This is a genomic window from Psychrobacter sp. PSP, from assembly GCF_024085615.1.
Taxonomy (GTDB): domain Bacteria; phylum Pseudomonadota; class Gammaproteobacteria; order Pseudomonadales; family Moraxellaceae; genus Psychrobacter; species Psychrobacter pacificensis.
In genome coordinates this window covers 189,819-210,149 of the sequence record NZ_JABLTF010000021.1, presented here as the reverse complement: position 1 = coordinate 210,149, position 20,331 = coordinate 189,819, and the positions used below count along the sequence as shown (strand labels likewise).

10 protein-coding genes are annotated in these 20,331 nt (G+C 45.3%); 7 read left to right on the top strand and 3 right to left on the bottom strand.

What is annotated here, in order from left to right; all coding sequences use genetic code 11:
- Nucleotides 1-221: 221 nt before the first annotated feature.
- Complete coding sequence (locus HL061_RS12655; RefSeq protein WP_071003496.1) at nucleotides 222-1,334, bottom strand: NUDIX domain-containing protein; 1,113 nt, start codon at nucleotides 1,332-1,334, stop codon at nucleotides 222-224.
- Nucleotides 1,335-1,656: 322 nt separating this feature from the next.
- Here HL061_RS12655 and HL061_RS12650 point away from each other — a divergent pair, with 322 nt between their 5' ends.
- Nucleotides 1,657-1,821, top strand: coding sequence for a hemin uptake protein HemP (locus tag HL061_RS12650; RefSeq protein WP_083328959.1), 165 nt, complete (start codon nucleotides 1,657-1,659; stop codon nucleotides 1,819-1,821).
- Between the two features lie 133 nt (nucleotides 1,822-1,954).
- Here HL061_RS12650 and HL061_RS12645 read toward each other — a convergent pair whose 3' ends face one another.
- Nucleotides 1,955-6,949, bottom strand: a complete 4,995-nt coding sequence (locus tag HL061_RS12645; protein ID WP_252962905.1) for a translocation/assembly module TamB domain-containing protein — start codon at nucleotides 6,947-6,949, stop codon at nucleotides 1,955-1,957.
- A 100-nt stretch (nucleotides 6,950-7,049) separates the two neighbouring features.
- Nucleotides 7,050-10,481: a BamA/TamA family outer membrane protein gene (locus HL061_RS12640; protein WP_252962904.1), complete on the bottom strand. Its 3,432-nt coding sequence runs from the start codon at nucleotides 10,479-10,481 to the stop codon at nucleotides 7,050-7,052.
- Nucleotides 10,482-10,933: 452 nt separating this feature from the next.
- Here HL061_RS12640 and HL061_RS12635 point away from each other — a divergent pair, with 452 nt between their 5' ends.
- The 6 genes from HL061_RS12635 to cydB all read left to right on the top strand — a co-directional run bounded on the left by HL061_RS12635 (nucleotide 10,934) and on the right by cydB (nucleotide 20,280).
- Nucleotides 10,934-12,265 (top strand): MFS transporter, encoded by a 1,332-nt coding sequence (locus HL061_RS12635; RefSeq protein ID WP_071003492.1) that lies wholly within the window; start codon nucleotides 10,934-10,936, stop codon nucleotides 12,263-12,265.
- Between the two features lie 189 nt (nucleotides 12,266-12,454).
- Entirely contained in the window at nucleotides 12,455-13,093 is a 639-nt protein-coding gene (gene coq7 / locus HL061_RS12630) for a 2-polyprenyl-3-methyl-6-methoxy-1,4-benzoquinone monooxygenase (RefSeq protein WP_197496799.1), read from the top strand.
- A gap of 198 nt (nucleotides 13,094-13,291) precedes the next feature.
- Nucleotides 13,292-14,470 carry a hypothetical protein gene (locus HL061_RS12625; RefSeq protein WP_071003489.1) on the top strand — a complete coding sequence of 393 codons (1,179 nt, stop codon included), beginning with the start codon at nucleotides 13,292-13,294 and terminating at the stop codon, nucleotides 14,468-14,470.
- Nucleotides 14,471-14,840: 370 nt separating this feature from the next.
- On the top strand, nucleotides 14,841-17,312 hold the full coding sequence (locus tag HL061_RS12620) for an alpha/beta hydrolase (RefSeq protein ID WP_071003487.1): 2,472 nt from the start codon (nucleotides 14,841-14,843) through the stop codon (nucleotides 17,310-17,312).
- 467 nt (nucleotides 17,313-17,779) lie between these two features.
- Nucleotides 17,780-19,264 (top strand): cytochrome ubiquinol oxidase subunit I, encoded by a 1,485-nt coding sequence (locus HL061_RS12615; RefSeq protein ID WP_197496798.1) that lies wholly within the window; start codon nucleotides 17,780-17,782, stop codon nucleotides 19,262-19,264.
- On the top strand, nucleotides 19,264-20,280 hold the full coding sequence (gene cydB, locus HL061_RS12610) for a cytochrome d ubiquinol oxidase subunit II (RefSeq protein ID WP_071003483.1): 1,017 nt from the start codon (nucleotides 19,264-19,266) through the stop codon (nucleotides 20,278-20,280). Before HL061_RS12615 ends, cydB begins: the two co-directional genes overlap by 1 nt.
- The last annotated feature ends 51 nt before the right edge of the window (nucleotides 20,281-20,331 follow it).

Genomic DNA, 20,331 nt, shown 5'->3' with positions numbered 1-20,331 from the left:
TTAAGGGCAGCTGGACTATTAAAACAGTAGTGCAATGTATGAAAACGCAACGGTTTGTAAGTAACGATGGGTTTATGCGTTAGTACACACACATCATAATCACATAGTTACCGACTAGATAAATAACTTAAAAATCAGTTATTTATACTTACCTATCTTAATAAGCAAACATAGTCAAGTGAATGATATTACTGCTTAATGAGCACTCATTTTCTAGTTTTTTATTCGTGGAACTGACGAATGCCTGCGACACTGACACCGCCGTGCGCCAATGCTTGATCTATCATACTAGGTACCAAGCCGCCCAGACCAATGACTGGCATGTCAGCTAACTGTGCCAAAGCCGACCACGCCTCCCAGCCAAGTGGCACCGTCTCAGGATGCGTCTGAGTTGTAAGTACAGGAGACAAAAAAGCGCCAATCACTGGCGACAACTGCTGCTGTATGCGCATACTCGCAAGTTTATTAGCGGCACGAATGCTGGCAATATCATGACAGCTGACTATTAGTGGATGCTCACTCGAGATGTCGGCCAATTGCTCAGACTCTGTAATATCTTGAGTACCATTGAACCATGCCATTAATACCGAATGCGTCAGGTGTCTAGCGACAATCGAACCAGTCGTTTTTGCCTCTATCATTGCCTCTGTAATTGTCGTCTTGGAGCGCTGACAGTCATTGTCGTATGGCAAAATCGCTAGAATATCTAGACGCACATCCAGTAGCTGCTCAGCAATGTATGCCGCCTCCGTCTCTTTTAAGCGGATGTACACCCAAGCGGCTGGTGGCAGATTGTCTTGATGATAGTGCACCCATGCTGCTGCTGAATTTGGCTGGGCAGAAAAATGCGCAAGTGGATACGTAATCGCTATTTTTGTAGGAAGCTTTAGCCATTCTAAAATAGTGCTATTGGCAGCGGGCAAATGATACGCTCCTGCTAGTAGCTTAGATTTTTCAACCCACGTCATTGCTTGGCCTTCTAATCCATACTCACAATGCTTGTGCTGTTCATACTGCTGTGCGGTCAGTTCAACCTGATAAACCTGCAAGCTCACCTGCTTGTCACCATAGTCGTGATGCAAACGCCCAAGCTTCACCATCATATTTTGATGAATATCGATCCCTGTTTCTTCAGCAACCTCCCGAATCAATGCCTGCTCTGCTGACTCATCAGCCTCTATTTTGCCGCCTACAAATTCATAGCGATTGCCTTGATGCTGAGCTGCATCTCGGAATCCAAGCAAAAACTTGGTTTTATAATAAATAACGGCAACTGCAACATTGACGATGGTGATGTTTTTCGTTTTTGATTGGCCACTCATCTCATTTGGCATAACTCTACCTTTCACTTCTCTCTTCATTATGACTTTTTAATCGCCTGATTCTGCGTATATAACTTGGCAGCTGTAACAACGTGGCGACTGTCTTTATGGTCCCTATCGTTTTTATACATCTTATAAATTCTGTGTTTCTACAAGGAGAAAGCCCCCTATTCTCACTTTGGGACAGTAGCCTTAGATAAATTTACACAATAACTGCATTTTATTTTATCAATTACCTTGCAAATTCATTCAATCTAAATGATAATGATTATCGTTAAGGTTCATTAGAACATAGCTAATTTATTAAGCCACTTCTTATCAAAAGGAATTTACCATGAGTATGGTTATCTCTCGTTATCTAAACTGCCGTGAAAACCGTCTGCCAACGCTACAGTCGCAGCATCTATTTGCCCTGACCAAAGAAGTACGTATCGAGCATCAAGGCGAAGAGTATCGACTACGTTTGACTCGTAACAATCGGTTGATTCTGACCAAATAACTGTATGAGTAGACTACATTTTTTACAAAAAAAACGCCTTCATTACGAGGCGTTTTTTTTGTAAAGCAATAATTATAAGAATCCGTCTCAATCCATACCACTGATCAGATACCCACTCGGTCAAGTAAGAGCGTTAGAATTGCCAACTATAGACCACGTCTACCGCATTTTCAGCAGCCGAGCTGGCTTCTACGTAAATACGACGAGTCAATTGATAGCGAACAGACAGACTGTTTTGCGCATTGAAAACACCTACGCCGTAGCGGATATACAAGTCAGGGGTCACGTAACCGGTGACATTGACATTGGTATCTTCACTACTACCTGAGGCATCCACCGTCAAGCTCTGTAAACCAAAGGCCTGTCCGATTTGATTGGTCAGACTGCGCGTACCACTCAGACCAAAGCTTAATCCAGCAGCGGCTAGGTTATTGGTCACTTGTGATTTAAACCCTTGCTCACTGATTTGAGTGGCGCTCTTATTATTGATTCGTCCTGTCACCAGCGCATTCATCGCTTGCTGCTGGGTCAATCCTGCATTATTAAAGACGATGATATTTGGACTTTCAGTCGTACCTTTCACACGCAGACCCACTGTTTTACCATCAATGGTTTTTGCCGCTTCAATACTCAAGTTGGGCTTCATGACATCGCCATTAAAGCGTACTTGACCATAATTTAGCTCTAGGCTTTGACCAAAAGCATTGATATTGGTACGACGTGATACTTGAACCACGCCTTTGGCACGCATGATGCCCGTGCCATTTTGGTTGATGTTAATCGCACCAGCCAATGGAATAACGGCACCAAAACCACGGAAATTGATGTCATCACCCAAATCAACACCGATATCAGCATTGATAGACCAAGGTTTTGATATTGCCAATACCTCATCGATGTTGCCGATCAAACGCCGATCCAGCACTACCACATCTTCTGATTGAGTCACAATGTCTTCGCTGGCCTCTGGTGGACGAATGGTAGCGGTTGGCACGCTGATAGCGCCTTTAATATCCACATAGCGATCCGTTGGGCGTACGATGATGTCGATATCAGGATTGATCTCGGCCACGAGCAGTGGCGGCTGCGTAATCACGAGCCTTTCACCAACAATACTCAATTTGGCTTGTAGCTTTTGCTGCCAATTGACCGTGCCTGTCAGTGTGCCTGTTCCTGTACCGCTTTTGAACGTACCATCAATGGTCGCCTGCGTACCGCGAATTTTGGCCTGTGTGTTGACATTGGTCAGGTTCACTGGCAAGTCTAACATGGCGATGCGACCATCAGAGAGTTTCACATCACCATAGAACTGCGGCTTATCTAGCGTACCGCCCAGTCCTCCTGCCATTGTAACGTTGCCTTTTAGTACTCTCATACCTGGGAAGAAAGGCTTAAATATCGCCAAATCAAGCTCATTTAACACGAGTGCACCAGAGATGGGTTTCGGTGTTTTGTAAGGATCAACAACGACTTCAGCATAACCGCGAGCACCGCGACCCGTATTGATGTCGGTACGCAGCTTGATACCTTCTGGCACCGACAAGGCGATTAGTGAAACACGCTTATAAGGCAGTGTCACAGGCGTGCTATCCCCGTCTTGAATCAAGCCGATTTTGCCATTGTCTGAATAGAGTGTCGTGTTAATAGTTGGCGGACGACCACGTTGCCAACCGACAATGGCTTTACCATTAATCTTGCCGTGCCAATCAATATCCTTTGGTAAAAATACTGAAAATAATGACGTATCTAAATTCTGCAATGCCACATCGACTTCACCACTGGCTGGAGAAGCCACTAAGTTCTTGCGTAAGCATAGCTTGCCCGTTTGGTCCGTGGCTTGCCAACAATGTGCAGCCAACTGTACTTTGAGATCTGTATTATTGCCATTTTGATTATTGGGCAAATTCACAATCAGCTGTGCTGGCTGTAATTGATTTAAGGTAGCGTATCTGGATTTAACGCGGCCTTTACCGATGACTCCTGACCAACGAAGCTTGTCGCGATCAAACCCACCTTTAAGCCTAGCGCCAACATCAAGCTGCTGATTGGCTACATTTAGATCAACGATATGAGATTGCTCAGTCCCATTAAAGGAGGCTTTTACACTATCGAAGCTTTGTCCCGCAGCATCCAGACCTTCAGCGCTGACGATAAGCTGGCTTGGACTATTGGCTAGATTAACCAGCTTGCCACGTATACGACCTTGACGCAAAATAAAGCCCGGTAGTGCAATCCGTTCACCGACCAAGTCGATATAGATCGTCGGTAAAGCCTGACCTACTGGTTGAGACAAAGTCGCTCCACCAGTGACTTTGCCAGCAAGCTTATCTGACAGTTGATCTAGGCTTGTGATATTGATTTTGGTCTGTAGCTGTTTGGCATTGCCATTAGCAGTCACATAGTTGTCACCCCAGCGTAGTATCAAGTTGTCAGCATTCAAACTGTCTACCAAGGCATTCACTTGCTTATACTGTGCTTGGGCATCTTGTGTTTGTAGACGCTTAAAATAGCTGGCTAAGTCTTTTGGCAAGCGCAGTTTTGCAGCCAAGCTGCCTTTGGCACTGAGCGGCTGGCCTTTTAGCATACCACTCAGATTGATTTGTCTGATATTGACGGTCTGCTGCGTATCGCCCCAACGTCCATCCGTATCGATGTTACCCGTGATACGGCTTGGTGTATCCTTTAAGAAATATCCGATATTGAAGCGATCCATCACGGCACTAATGTCCCATGCAATGCCTTGACGCACATCAACCGTTCCTTTGGCATCAATACTACCTGCCGCGCCCACATGCCGCAGACGGTTGATACGGATCAGCTGACTATCGCCGCTCGCGTTAATATTCAGCTTACCTGCTGGTAACTGCTCGGCATCCAAAACCCCATCGAAATTCACAGCAAAACGCTGTAATTTACCTGCGGTATTTGGGCTGTTTTTAGGCGCAGCCTGCCACTCGCCACTGGTTTTTAAGTCACCTGTGATGATTGCTGAATTATTTGGCAAAAAATACCCTAAATTAAACTGATCGAAACGTCCATCGACCGTCCAGCCAATATTACGACGCAAGTCAATGACACCTTTGGCATTCACCGCACCAGCTTCACCATCATAATTCAATTTACGGATACTAATTAATTTTGGCGTACCCGCTGCGTCGATTGATAGACGACCTTTTGGTACATCCGCTGTATCGATCTGACCATCAAAACGTGCATCAAATACGGACAACTCACCACCCACGATATCGACACTGGCATCACCGCTACCTGTTATACCGATTGCGCGACCGTTTTGCGTGGCATCAAGCTGTGCCTGTAAGTCGGTATTATTGACAGTAATCACATGGCGCTGACCACTAACGCCGTTTTTGGTGATATTTAACAGGCGACCACGAGCACTCACACGCCCTCTTAGACGCTCAAGTGGTAAGTCACTACGGTACTCTTTAGGCAATAAACCTTTGGTCACTGCATCGATTTTCCACGTCAGTGGGCGGTTTTTATTTGCTAGCCGAATCTGCCCAGTTCCTGATAGGTCGCCTACGATGCCATCATAATTGAGTCGATTGATATCAATAACGTCACCTGCTTTACGCAAGCGCACGTCATAGTTGCCTTTAGGTGCAGCATTGAGTTCATTGATAATGGCATTGGCATCGACGGATAGGTTTGAACCACGAACGATGACATCTGCTTGACCGCGAGGACTATCAATATTGCCTATGTTAGGCACATCACGGCGGGTCAAGTTTTGCCATCTTGCATCAATATACCAAGGCGCTGTGTGTTGAGATTTAGCAGACGTCTTGCCGCGCACTAGGTTGGCATTGACATATTCGCCGTCACGCTGACGTAGGTCTACATCAATCTCTGTATTACCTGTACTGTTTTGCTGCTGATAGCGTAACGATAATCTACCATTGAGCGTTTGCGGAGCATACGCTTTAAAATCAGCATACTCATCAGGAATCGCACGTCGAATGTCAAAGTTACTACCAGCTGCACGCACTGTCGCATTAAAGCTCTCTTTCCAGCCTAAGATGCCCTGAAGCAGCAAACGTCCAGAGGGAACGTCGGCTTCTAAGCGATCAATACGCAATTGACTGTCTGCAATGACGCCGCGCCCTTGATAATGACCGGATGGAATGTCTTTGGCAGTCAATTCTGTGTTGATGCGCAGTTGTATCTCAGAGATAACCCCTGATGCAGTCGCCATACCGCTTTTTAGATGAATATTTTGGTCATCTGCATAAGGCACCAAAATATCATCCCACTTCAGTTTTGCCTGAAACGGTGCGCCTGCATCTAGGCCTTGAACCACAAAATCGCCGCTAACGTCGCTGTCGTTATAGCGACTACGCACCTGCCCAACCGTACGTTTTAGCGTACCAGTTGCCGTAATATTCAATGGATCGATATAAGCTTTTTCAAGTGCACTCACCTCTACAATCGCGCTCAGATCCAGTGGGTAGTCGCCTTGTAAATCTGCCTCACCTTGTAAGGCACTGACTTTTACAATATCAGCATATTGCAAGCTGCCGCGACCGACCGTCACAGTGCTGCCAACCCATGTCAGATCGCGAGCCGTAGTATTGTTGATAACAATAGGCTCTTTGGTCACTTGCTTATAAATAATTTTATTGATTTTTGCGTGATCAAAACGTAGATTGACTGGTAGCTTTAGCGTCTTATAATCAAACGGTTCACCAGTCGGTGGTTTTTTATTGAGGATCTCGATGGTTTGAATGTCAGCATCGCTTAGATGTACTTCTTTTGCAAATACCGCACGCCAACCTATTTTGACATAGGCTTTGTCCACCAAAATCTCAAGATCTTCAGTGGCTTCAATATCGATATCTGTCACCCAAATACCATCACGCAAATTACCGCGCCCATATTTGAAACCGATACCCGTCTCAGCACTGATTTTTTCTAAAATAAACTTGGTGCCAGAGTCCGTGCCTGCAGCATAAAAAAATATCGCAAACATAATCGCTAGTACGATAATGACCAGCACCAGCAGCTTGAGTAAAAATGATAGCGGATACCAGCGCCTAACGGCACGAGCATCGCGCTGTGCTGGGTCTTCATCTGGTGCATTGTTAGGCGGGGTATTTTTTGTCTGCATGACACTCAACTACGTTAAAAAGTGATGACCAGCAATCGGTACGATAAGTAATGAATAAAACGGTTCAAGCGATCTGTGTTCATATGTAGGAAGTAAGCTTTTACAATGGCGAGCCAATAAAGAAATGTAATCGCACAGGAATATTGTCTTCTGTCACCCCTGCGGCGACATCGACACGCACCATCCCAACAGGAGAGGCCCAGCGCACACCGACGCCGACGCCAACTTTGGTTTCAGCATCAAAGTCTTTGTCGTACGCATTACCAACATCGGTAAAGAATGCGCCACGAAAGCCCGGTTTGAACTCATAGTTATACTCTGCACTACCAACCGCTAGTACTTGCCCGCCTGTCAGATAGCCTTTATCGTTTAGTGGCGATAAGCTCTCGTAGTCATAGCCACGGATGCTTTGGTCACCACCTGCGAAAAAGCGCAATTTATAAGGCACATCATAGAAATCATCTGCCCAAATATAACCACCATTCAAACTACCAAGCACTTGATGTTTTTTGTCATCGCCAAAGCTATAAATACCGCTAACACCAGCACGCACGATGGCCAAATCAGTATCACTCAGCGCTTTGTCAGCACCTGCTTCAATCGAATAATACTGACGCATACCACGCGTTGGATTGGTCGCACTATCCGTGTCGGTTTTATTCATACCATAGCCAAACAGCAATGCTTGCTGCTTGGGGTTTGACGAGGTAAAGCGGATAGGTAAATCATCCCGCGCAGCGCCGTCAACGCCAGTCTCTAGCTCATCTAAACGATAACGCATAGAGTAGCTACGATTCCAACCACTATCACGGCGAATATTACGTGCCAAAGCCGCTTTTAAAGTGGTGGTAGATAAATCAAAGTTACCTTTGCCTTGGTCAATGACTTCTTCTTCATAAGTAAGACGCCCATCTAATTTATCATTGAGTGGATGATTCCAAGGGCGGCTCGCATAGACAGCGACGTTTTTGCTGATTCTGGACACTTCGGTTTCTGCGCCTGCTTGATAGCCCTGACGGTTAAGCAAATTATAATCGATCTTGGCGGTTGCTCGCACGCCTGTGTCAGTACCGTAACCCAAACCAACCTGAGCATCACGCGGCTTATCAGCGTATACAAAGACATACAACGGTACTTTTTTGCTTGTGGCAACGTCTTGCGGTGTTTTACGTCCTGCGAGCGTTGGCGGTACGAAATCCTCATCAACGGTGAAGTCTGCATCATCAGGGAATATTTTTTGGGCCACATTACTGATAGAGTCACTGATTTTGCCTAATAAGTTATCCGCTTCTTGGTCTTTTTCATCCAGCACGCGGTCATCCGGCAGGCGGCTTAGACGCTCTGCTTTTTGCTTAACCGCTTGTAGCTTATCAAGCGTTTCTTCATCAACCTCAAACTCGATAGCAGCAATATCAGCTTCATTGACCGTCTCGCCACTACCATTGCTAAGCGCACTTTCACGCTCTACGCCAGTACTACTACCCGTATCTTCTGTACTAGCCAAACGATTATTGGATGCTGCTAGAGTAGCATTATCTCCAGTCATATCTGAGATGCCATCCTTATCAACATCCTCATCCAATATAGCATTGCTATTGGTAGGTGCATTATCAAATGCCAATGTACTGGCCTCACTCCGGTCATCTGGCGGTAATATCGATTCAACGTTGACAGCGTTGAAATAGCGAGTCGCTGATAAGTCATTACTAAACTTTGTCACTGATGGACGATAGAATGGGTCACCCGGCGCAAACTCATACAACTGCTGCAATAACGACAATTCTACTGGGAGTTTGTCAGGGTCTTGTGTCAGCGTGTTGGTTTCTTTGTCATAGGTAAAGAAAACAACATCATCAAACTCGTAGCGGTCGCCTGTGTTGTAGACCAAAGACATGTCCGCTTTGTTGTCTGGTAAGATAATATCGACAGATTTGTTTAACCAATACTGATCAAAATACCCATAGGTATTACTCAAAGACTCAAGCGCCGCTTTACTACTTTTGTAGACACGATGATTAAAGACATCCCCTTCTTGCGGCGGTAATTCTTTTTCAAGCGCGACAAACTCTGCTTGCTCACCGCCCTCACCGCGGATATCAACGATACGGCTGTCTACAATAACAGGCTCGCCCAGCTCTTCGATCACCACATTGATCGTATCACGCGTAGGCTGACGCAGGCTGAGAGTCACATCATAGTAACCCACTGCTTTGGCAGCATCCAATGCCGTTTGACGCAAACGTGGTAGCGCTGCGGTAAAATCAATGACCGACTGTACTGTCGTATCATCAAGGGCCGCTTTAATATTCTTCATTGGCTGAATATCGTCGTCAGCTTTGATGAGTTTTGGTTGACCATTAGCCGTGTCTTCGGCGCCAGCTTGTTGTATATAAACTGTGGTCTCCACACTTGGTAACGCCATCACACCACCATTGAAAAAGCGATTATAGAGACGCTTGACAATGTTGCTTTTATTACGTGCAAGTGGTTTTGACTGGTCAGCTTGCTCGATGCTTTGATTGACGGCCTGAGTATCATTCTGATAATCCGGTAGGTAGTCTTCAGGATCAATCACATCTGAGGGCATGTTACCGCCATCAGTTATATCGCTATTACCTGCTATTATCTCATCATTAATGCCATTTGCCGCATTGACATTGCCACTGCTGACAGAGTCACTCACGTTAATGGGACGTGACATAATTTCAGCTGTGGCTGCCTGTTCTGCTGCGGCCTCACTTCTACCCAGTGTGTCAAGATTGCTAGGCATAGGCAAGTTGGTCGCATCTAAGTCAACATCTAAGCCGATGGGCGGCGCTGTGTCGTTCAATGTGGCAATTGGCGCATCAAAGGCACTGTCGTTGTTAATGCTGTCGATATCTTGGGTGTTTTGTAAATCGAGCGCCGCCAGCTCACGATCAATCTGCTCAGGCGTCATCATCTGATAGCCTTGCTGCTGTATCGCTGTTGCTTGCTGCAACAAATCATCATTAGATAGATCTGCCTGCATGCCTTCTACGTACATATCCTCGTCGAAACGATTTGAATCTTGCAGGCCACTATTGTGATTATTATTTCGGGCACTGTCATTCTGAGAAGATGACGAGTTAGCGCCTGATTTTTTGATACCTAGTGTTTGTTCGCTATAGTCGTCCAAGACCGACTGATCAATAATGCCTTGCTCCACTGCTTTTTTTAGACGTAGTGCATCTAGGGCAGCATCGAGCTGGGTATCATCGTCTGATAGTGCGCCTGATGTATTATTGGCTGTTTGATTGTTAGCTGATTGAGTCTTAGCGACTTGATTACTGGTCGATGCATTGGTGATATTTGTGTTGATTGTCTCAGCCAATGCCGCAGGTGCGACACTAACTAGACTAGTAGCTAGCGCGGTACAGAGCGCTGAGCGCTTAAAATGAATACGGGGAGTACCGACATGAGTGCTTTGGATGCTGATATCGTTCTGAATACTCACGCTGTCACGCTGCCTCATTAATATGTTGCGTGCTCGAGTTGAAGGCGGCTGGGTCATGTTTACGTCCTATCCCTTCACGCGGCATACTATTATTAACGATTGATTATCGCCAAGTCTGACCGGTGAATAAACTTATAGCAGTGGGCTGAAATTAATGGTTTACTACGTTGCTTGTCATGATGGAAGTCTCTGGTGCATATTATTCAGCACTCGATGGGTGACACCATACAAACAGTCTTGATTGATAGCAAGCCTTCACCTTTACCGTCGCTCGCACCTTTTAATGCAACCATATAAAATTTACAAATCATAACTTAGTTAATTATGAAATCATAGCGCAGGTTTCATGTATTTTTACCTAAGCCTTGCTATTATACGGCTTAATATTGATAAAACCTATGCTGTATTTCGATAAGTTTTTGATAATATTGATAATTGCTATCGCATTATAAGCTGCGTTCAGCGCCTCTTCTTACTTTATCAGCCGCTTCTCATCTGTAGGAACATTCATGTCCAATCAGTTTCAGCTATTTAAGCGCCGCCGTTTTAGCGCCATGTTTTTCACTCAGTTTTTGGGTGCGTTTAATGACAATATCTTTAAACAAGCACTTATACTGGTTCTGACTTATACCGCTGCCAGTCAATTGGGTGTGGAAGTCAGTATTTTAAATAATTTGGCCGCGATGTTATTCATACTGCCCTACTTTTTGTTTTCGGCATTGGCAGGACAAATCGCTGATAAGTATGAAAAATCCAAGCTCACGCAGTTTATCAAAGTACTTGAGCTAGTCATCATGGCAATCGCTGCGGTTGGTTTTGTTTTTGAATGGTACACCCTTTTATTTGTCGCGTTGTTTTTGATGGGCACGCATTCGACCTTTTTTGGACCGATTAAGTACGCTTATCTACCACAGGCGATGAAAGAAGATGAGCTGGTCGGTGCCAACGGTCTGTTTCAAATGGGCACTTCTCTAGCCATTCTTGTTGGTATGATTGTCGCTGGTATCTTAACTCAGCTGTCACACTCCTTATATTGGATTAGCGCTACCGTATTGGTCGTTGCTGTGCTGGGTTATCTGGCAGCGCGCTATATCCCTAACATGCCAGCCATGCAGCCTGATCTTAAGATTAACTGGAATATTATCACCATCAGCTTGTCTACGGTACGCTATCTCTACTCTCTGCCATTCTTGTTTTTTGTCATTCTTGGCAACAGCTGGTTTTGGTTTTATGGGGCGACGTTTTTGACTCAAGTGCCAGAGTTCAGCAAAGTCATTTTGCACGGTGATGAGTCGGTGGTGATTTTTCTATTGACGCTATTTTCAGTAGGGGTATCGATAGGTTCGCTCCTATGCAAATCATTGACCAAAAACCAAGTCAGCCTGCGCCTATTGCCTTTTGGTATTGCTGGATTGAGTATCTTTGCTATTGATTTGTACTTTTCACTTTCAAGCCTAAACATAAATGTGAATAATGACACATTGCTTGGTATCAGTGATTTATTTGGTACGAGCGGTAGCTGGCGCGTTTTTGCTGATTTGTTCTTATTGGGATTCAGTGGCGGTTTATATATTGTGCCTTTATATGCCTCAATGCAGGCCTATGCGCCAAAGAGCCATCGCGCGCGTATCGTGGGTGCCAACAATATATTCAATGCGATATTTATGGTCACATCAGCGATTTTTGCGATTGTCATCTTAAATGCATTAGGGCTAAGTCTACCGCAGCTATTTTTGGTAACAGGTGTGCTCAATATTGTTTTTGGTATCTTCTTATACCTTAAGCTAAATAGGCATATCAAACAGGCGGTTATCCAAACCAATGATGATGTGGTTATATAAATAAGCCATATTGAGCTTAAATAACGATAGCAATCGATAGGTTATCAAGGCAATAATATTGATGCCGATAATTTGGATTGTTTGCTATAGTAATGTATATAAGAGCTGTGCACAGGATTATTGCCCTAGAGCAGTCACTAGTCTTATTTTATTGATAGAATTTAACGCCATCAGGAGTGAACCATGGCCCTGCGTCCTTTATCCAAAATCGATCAGCTATTGCTTGGGGTCGACAAAGCATTACGAGCTGTCGTGCCAAACTCAAACCCCAGTACGCGCCCATTGCCAGTGAGTAGTGACGAGATTCCTGAACTGACCATCACAGAGGCACGCCATGTCGCAGGGCTGATGCGTATCAATCATACCGGTGAAGTGTGCGCGCAAGGTCTCTACCATGGACAAGCATTTGCTGCCAAAGACAGTGGCGTCAAGCAAGCTATGCAGAACTCTGCTGAAGAAGAAGTCGATCATCTGGTCTGGTGCGAGACGCGCTTAAATGAGCTGGGTAGCCATGCGAGTGTGTTTACCCCGCTTTGGTATGGGATGTCTTTTGGCCTAGGTGCAGTCGCAGGCGCCATCTCAAATGAGTTTAGTTTGGGGTTTGTCGCGGAGACAGAAGCACAAGTTAGCGAGCACCTGCAAGATCATATCAATCAACTACCCGAACATGATCAACGCTCAAGAGAAATACTGGCACAAATGGATATCGAAGAGCAACATCATCGCGAGCTAGCACTGGCAAGTGGCGGCGCTGCGTTGTCACCACCTGTACGTCAGACAATGCGCTGGATGGCCAACCGTATGAAGGCGACCGCTTATCATTTATAAAGGCAAATAGCAATTTGATGTCTGAGATGACGAGCAATACTCGATTTGCTCAGCCCAAGCGAGTAACAATCCTACCACAGATAGCGCAAAGCTTAATTTGCTAGGGTATTAAAAATTTGTACGATTTTGCAGCAAACATATATCCTGACTATCAACCGATTAATAAATAAATAACGACTAAATAAGGTAATGATTTTTATGAAAGCAACTCTCTCTAATAGCGCGTCTTCCAAGTCGCCAAAGCTTGCAACCTTGACTGCGCTCGCGGCCGCCTGTGCAATGATGCTTTCTGCGCCTGTGAATGCTGCAGAAGCTGACACTGCTGCTACATCAGCACCTGCTGTACCGAGCGCTGTAGATTCCAGTAAACGCGTGATTCGTCTAGCAAGGCCAGGTGCAACGACCAGCACAGCTCAAAGCACAACAGATGCTACGCCTGCTAATAGCGCTCAGTCAGTTAATACTCAGCCAATGATGCCGTCAAGCAACACTCAGTCTAACCGTACCCCTTTGAGCACGGCACAGGCAGCACAGATGATGCAATCAAGCAATGCTCAACCAAATCGTGTACCTATCAGCCCCGCTCAGCCACCAGCATCGCAAATGATGAATCCAGCTAACGCCCCTGTGATGAGCGGTACTACTCGCATCTATGAGCCAGGTCCGATGACCGCGACTGGTATTGATCTGCGCAGTGGTCAGCTCTCAAATATTCCAACGCCACAAGTACAGCTCTCAGATGTGAGCTTTATCAAAACCGTCTTGATTCCACAACAAAAAGGCCTAGGTACTGATAAGCTTGACGTCAGCTTGCTTGATGATTTTATCGCAGACGTCTCACCGAATGCTCGTCACTATCCACCAAACTTCCCTAACCGCACTCAGCGCCATTACACTCGCGAAAAAATCAAAGTATTGGCCGATTGGATTGAGCCTTACGCCAAATCACCAAATGCGTCTTATGATGTATTGATGCGCGCAGCCAAGCTAAATGGTATGGGTCGTAATCTAGACTTGGGCTCAGACTACACGGTACGCGGCGGCCAGTATGTTGATCGTGCGCTCAAAATCCAGCCAGATAGCGGTGAAGCCAACTTCTTATATGGCATGATGCTATCAGAAGGTGGCGGGTTTAAAGAAGGCCAAAAATATCTAGACCGAGCCGTATCTCTGGGTTATACCGAAGCAGAGCAAAGCTTGGCACAGTCAGACCTACTCAGTGATCGCCGTGCTAACGCCCTAGAGCGCCTACGTCGTCTTGAAGCAAAATACCCTAACAACACCGTTATTCCTCAGCAAATCAAACTGGTTGAAGATGGCAAATTCTACATTTGGGATATCCCTGCACCGGATATCAATGTCAAACCAGGTGCCTAAATTGGTACTGTTTGTCTATACTAAAGATAAACAAATAGTTTGATAGCCTGAGAATACCTAGCGCCTTTGTTTTTATGAATATAAAGCCAAGGCGCTTTTTTATGTCTGGCTTTTTTGTGCCTAATAGCAAGCTGCTTGCGCAGAACCCTGTCTTTTCCTACTTTGTCTAAATGAATGCCCTTTTTACCCAAAAATTTAAGTGTATCTCAAAACAATAACCATCCTTTAAAAAAGTCATTCGATATATAGCGCTTGGTTATAACCCTTCAAATAAAATAGTCTAATATCAAAAGTTACGCTAAACTCTACCATAACCAATAGCACTTCCATTGCTGGTTTTCTCATCACTACTTTTTTACCGGACTGACCTATGACTTCTGCTAGCCCTAGCAAAAACACGGTAACGCAAGCCAATAAAAAAATGCTGCCTATCGCCTCAGTTGCATTATTGACAGCGGCAATGCTGCTACCAGCCTGTAGTGTCGTCTCGGTAGAAAAACAAGCATCGGCCAAGACCATCTCAGCACAGCGCGGTAATATCGTCACTGATAATCAACTAAGCAGCGATACGGCATCTGCCTTGCTATCAGCAGGTCTTGATGAGCAAGCTTGTATGCAGCAATTCGACTTGTGCTTGACTCAGCTCACGGACAGTATTTTAAATAAACACTATCGACCTGCACTGGCAATTTTTGCAGAACTGCACTACGCAAAAGCGCGCCAGCTTGCTGACTCACAAAACTGCCGCAATGCACTTGCCCGTCCACCACTTGACCCATACTATGCCAATGCGCCTTTGAGCGACGACGATGCCAAAACGCAGCAAGAAGAGACCACTCTTTGCTTAAACAATTATCAGGACAGACTGTTTGATGCGATTAAATATAGCTATACCTATTTGTTTTATGACAGTCTGACTCATGATTTTGAGGGTGCTGATGAAAGCTATAGTAGTGCTCACACGCAAACCCGCATCCCAACTGACAACGATATTCAGACCCAAGATATCTATAACGCTGCCAGCAATGATGTCATCACGCAGCTTTATCGATCGACCGAAAACTCAGATAAATTGATGAATGGCAAAAAAGTAGAATACTTAACCATCCCTTCTGCTAGGCGCGATAGTAGCGATCAAGCAGCGATTGCCAACCGAGCCCCGCTAAAAGGTAAAGCGACCGACCAAGTCAAGGTCATGAAAGTACAAGTAGATGATTATGACCTCGGCATCTATTTGCCCAATGAAAACAACTATTTGCAAAATGCTCATAAGCAAGACTCTGCGCTTGCTGACTTAGTTTCTACTTACGAGCTACGTCTCTCTGGGCTGAATTCTGTTAGCAAACGTCCCGGTTTAGGTATCAGCTTAGTCGCTTCTCTCGATGATCGTTACACCATCACGATTCGCCAATTATTATCATCATCACTATCGGGTCGATTAACCAATGAGAGTGACAATACAAAAGATAGCGAGCCAAGCTCACGCATTTATCCTACTGGTCATCTCCTGCTAACTGGTTTGATCAAACCAAGTGGTGATAGCGTGCTGGATGTGCTGAGCAGTCGCCAGCTCGATATCCATCTATACAATCCATATCAAACTGAAACCGTCAATATTCTTAACGATAACTATCCATTAGCAGCCAATTTCTCAGCAGGTTATGGAATGTGGCTGGCAGAAAACCAGTTGGATAGTGTGGGTTATTTGAACCTCATCACACGCCAGCCAGATGCTCGTCTGCCCAAACTGTTTATGCTCGAACCTTATGACCCTGACAAGCGTGTCATCATTATGCTACATGGTTTGGCCTCTAGCCCAGCCACGTGGGTCAATCTCACCAACGATATTCTCAATGATGACAAACTGCGCGACAATTACCAGGTTTGGCAAATATTTTATCCAACCAATTTGCCTATTTTAGAAAACCGCTATCAGATTCAGCAATTAATCAACACGACTTACGAGCAGACGGACCCAACAGGACAAAATCGCGCCAGTAAAAACAGCGTGATCATTAGCCACAGCATGGGTGCCCTTATCGCGCGCATGATGCTGTCCGATGATAATTTGGTCGATGATTTGGACAGACTTGATGATCAAGACATTCTCTCTAGTAGTGAAAAACGGCAAATCCGCGATGCACTAAAAGAATCGTTTGGTGAAAAGGAATTAAAAAAACGGTTTGAGCTACAATCCTTGCCACAAGTAGACACCGCTGTCTTTTTATCTGCACCTTTTCGCGGCACTGACTATGCAGACCGCTGGTTTACGCGGGCGCTGCGCCGCATTGTCTATCTGCCAGTCGGTTTGGTAAAAACAGTGACTGACAACTTGGCAACGATTGCCACGCAAGGCGATCTGGCACAAAACCCGTTGGGCGCTTTGTATTTGCAAAACGGTGCCAGCCAGCTAAGCGATGACTCTTCTTTTATTGAGCTGACCAAAGATCTGACGATCAATAGTCGTGTCACTTATCATTCGATTATTGCCAATAATGATGCTGATATCACCAAAGGACTGGCCCAAGCACAGCCTGACGGTGCCAAAATTGATTTATCGCAAGCGCTAGAAGAAGACGCTAAAGACGAACGCGCAAGTGCCCGCGTGTCAGATGACACATCAGAGCTGCCTCCTGAGCCACTGGTCGCTGCCGTCACTGTTGATAAAAATATCAGTCAAGCCCTAACCCAACGTTTATCAGACGGTATTGTGCCTTATACCAGTGCGCACTTAGATGGCGCGGCGTCTGAGACCATTATCAATGGCGGTCATAGTATTCAAACCAATCCACAAACGATTTTGACACTGCGACGGATTTTGCATAAACAGTTACAAGAATGATGTATGTTTTTGTTATTGGGGAACATTTTAATGCATGGGAAAGCAAGTAATAAACAAAACAGATGTTTTATAAAAAAATACTCGCTATTCCCAAGTCATTGTTATTCATAAAATTAATTTTATTTTCAAGGGTGTTTTATGTTTGTTTTTCTGACTCCTAGGTATGCAGCTGTCTAACCGCACGGGTTGCGTCACTATCTAGGGAAGCGCATAATATATGCATAGCACATACCTGTAGTATATGAGTTTATAGGGACATAAATTATTCAATTCAGCTAAACAGTGAATCGTAACCTTAGCCACAATTTATGCCTGATGTCGTTAAAGTTTTACGCCACTAAGAGCCATTGCCCGTAATCATTGTCACCTTGATTTATGTACCGTTACGGACAGTTACTTGAGCGTTGTACGGAAGACAGCGCTATGAAGCTAACAGATAAGAGTAACCATTTATGTTTGCTACGTTTATGATTGACCAGCTCGATGCGCTGACACTCGCGCGTATCCAGTTTGCTTTTGTTGTCTCCTTTCATATTGTCTTTCCCGCTTTTTCTATTGGACTTGCTAGCTGGCTGACCGTACTTGAGTTTCGCTGGTTAAGAACAGGCAATCCTGTTTTTGCGGAAGTCTACAAACACTGGGTAAAAATATTTGCCGTGGTGTTTGGTATGGGTGTGGTTTCAGGGGTAGTAATGTCTTACCAGTTTGGGACCAACTGGGCAGTCTTTTCAGATAAGGCGGGTAACGTCTTAGGCCCACTCCTCGCTTATGAAGTACTGACTGCATTTTTCTTAGAAGCCTCCTTTTTGGGTATCATGCTCTTCGGTTGGGGCCGCGTTAGTAAGCGCATGCACTTTGTCGCCACTGCAACCGTCGCTATCGGTACGTTGATCTCAGGGTTTTGGATCTTGGCCGCCAACAGCTTTATGCAGACGCCGCAAGGATTCATGGTCGGTGCTGATGGTCTGCTTTATCCAACCAACTGGCTTGAGATTATTTTTAATCCCTCATTTCCCTACCGCTACGCACACATGATGACCGCTGCTTTCTTGACGACTGCTTTTGTGGTTGGTGGTATTGGTGCTTATTATCTACAATCCAAAAAGCACATCGAACACCGAAAACATGGCCGCGTGATGTTGGGCATGGCGATGATTATGGCGATTTTTGTGGCACCTGCGCAGGTATTAATCGGTGATGAGCACGGGCTAAATACGCTTGAGCATCAGCCTGCCAAAGTCGCAGCCATGGAAGGTATCTGGGAAGATGAGCGCGGGGCAGCATTACGTCTCTTTGCGATTCCTGATCAAGAAAATCAAACCAATAAATACGAAGTAAAAATCCCTTATGTCACAGGTTTGATTCTCACTCACTCTTTAGATGGTGAAGTGAAGGGTCTTAAAAACTGGGCAACAGAAGACCAACCACACGTTATTATTGTATTTTGGGCCTTCCGTATTATGGTTGCCATTGGTATGTTAATGGTGCTTGTGGGTCTATTTAGTGTCTATAAATACTTCAAAAAACAGCAGTTCAGTCCTGACAGCAAGCTGTTCCACCGTGCATGGATGATGATGACGCCGCTTGGCTTTATCGCGCTACTTGCCGGTTGGTTTGTCACCGAAACAGGGCGTCAGCCATGGACAGTCTATGGTGTAATCCGTACAGCTGAAAGTATGTCACCCTTAGCAGCCCAACAGGTTGCCACTACATTGATCGGCTTTATTATCGTCTATACCTTTGTTTTTGGTGCAGGTAGCTTTTATATCTTGCGCTTGATTGGTCAAGGGCCAAAACCTTATACCGATCCTGCCGAAGACAATTTCTACGAGCATTCAGTAACCGAAGGTCAAGGTCGTACGCTGAGCGGAGATAATGATCCTGCTGGTCACACGACCAAGCAAGATATCGACACACCAGCAGATGACATCGATGATGGAGGGTTACGCTAATGTTTAATTTCGGTGATGTATTAGACTTACCCTTAATTTGGGGTGGATTGATTGCGCTTGCAGTCTTCATTTATGTCCTGCTTGATGGCTTTGATTTAGGCTGTGGTATTTTATTTCCGTTTGCAGGCTCAGACAAAAACCGTAGTCGCATGATGAACTCTATCGCCCCATTCTGGGATGGTAACGAGACGTGGCTGGTATTGGGTGGCGGCGGTCTATTCGCAGCTTTCCCAGTCGCTTATGGCATTATCATGACAGGCTTGTATCTGCCGGTCATCTTTATGCTGTTTGGCCTGATCTTGCGTGGCGTGGCGTTTGAGTTTCGCTTTAAATCGAGCACCCATCGCTACATTTGGGACGGCTTCTTTTTCTTTGGCTCATTGCTGGCCGCTTTCTTCCAAGGCGTGATGCTCGGCTCTTTAGTACATGGTCTTGAGGCGAGCAATCGCTTGTATACTGGCGGCCCATTTGATTGGTTGACCCCATTTTCTATGGTCAGCGGGGTGGCTTTGATTATCGGCTACTCACTGCTTGGCTCAACGTGGCTCATTTTAAAGACCGAGCACGATTTGCAAGTGTGGGCGCGTAAGGTTTCAGGCTGGCTGTTGATGGCGTTGGTTGCTGCGATGATTGTTGTGACCATCTTTATGTATTTTTCAGACATCGATGCGCTAGAAGATTGGTTTACACTCGGACGCTTGCCTTATCTGGCGCCGATGCCAATTATTGCGCTGATTGTGTTCTTTATTATGCGTAAAGACTTGACCACTGAGCGTGAATATCGTCCTTTCTTATTGACGGTATTGCTCTTTTTATTGGGTTATATTGGTGTGTGTATCGCCATATTCCCATACATTGTGCCGTATCAGATGACGGTTTACGAGGCGGCAGCGACTGATACATCGCTATCATTTATGCTGGTGGGTGCGGTAATCATGTTACCTATCATCTTAAGTTATACTGCTTATGCGTACTATGTGTTCAAGGGTAAAACTGATCACGAACATATGTACTAGTCATTGTAAATGACAAGCAGCTAGTAGTGAGATAAGCAGGTGCTACACATT

What these genes read in the sequence shown, in the direction of transcription:
- HL061_RS12655 (WP_071003496.1), bottom strand. Translation starts at nt 1,334, where the DNA reads ATGCCAAATGAGATGAGTGGCCAATCAAAAACGAAAAACATCACCATC.
- HL061_RS12650 (WP_083328959.1), top strand. Translation starts at nt 1,657, where the DNA reads ATGAGTATGGTTATCTCTCGTTATCTAAACTGCCGTGAAAACCGTCTG.
- HL061_RS12645 (WP_252962905.1), bottom strand. Translation starts at nt 6,949, where the DNA reads ATGCAGACAAAAAATACCCCGCCTAACAATGCACCAGATGAAGACCCA.
- HL061_RS12640 (WP_252962904.1), bottom strand. Translation starts at nt 10,481, where the DNA reads ATGACCCAGCCGCCTTCAACTCGAGCACGCAACATATTAATGAGGCAG.
- HL061_RS12635 (WP_071003492.1), top strand. Translation starts at nt 10,934, where the DNA reads ATGTCCAATCAGTTTCAGCTATTTAAGCGCCGCCGTTTTAGCGCCATG.
- HL061_RS12625 (WP_071003489.1), top strand. Translation starts at nt 13,292, where the DNA reads ATGAAAGCAACTCTCTCTAATAGCGCGTCTTCCAAGTCGCCAAAGCTT.
- HL061_RS12620 (WP_071003487.1), top strand. Translation starts at nt 14,841, where the DNA reads ATGACTTCTGCTAGCCCTAGCAAAAACACGGTAACGCAAGCCAATAAA.
- HL061_RS12615 (WP_197496798.1), top strand. Translation starts at nt 17,780, where the DNA reads ATGATTGACCAGCTCGATGCGCTGACACTCGCGCGTATCCAGTTTGCT.
- cydB (WP_071003483.1), top strand. Translation starts at nt 19,264, where the DNA reads ATGTTTAATTTCGGTGATGTATTAGACTTACCCTTAATTTGGGGTGGA.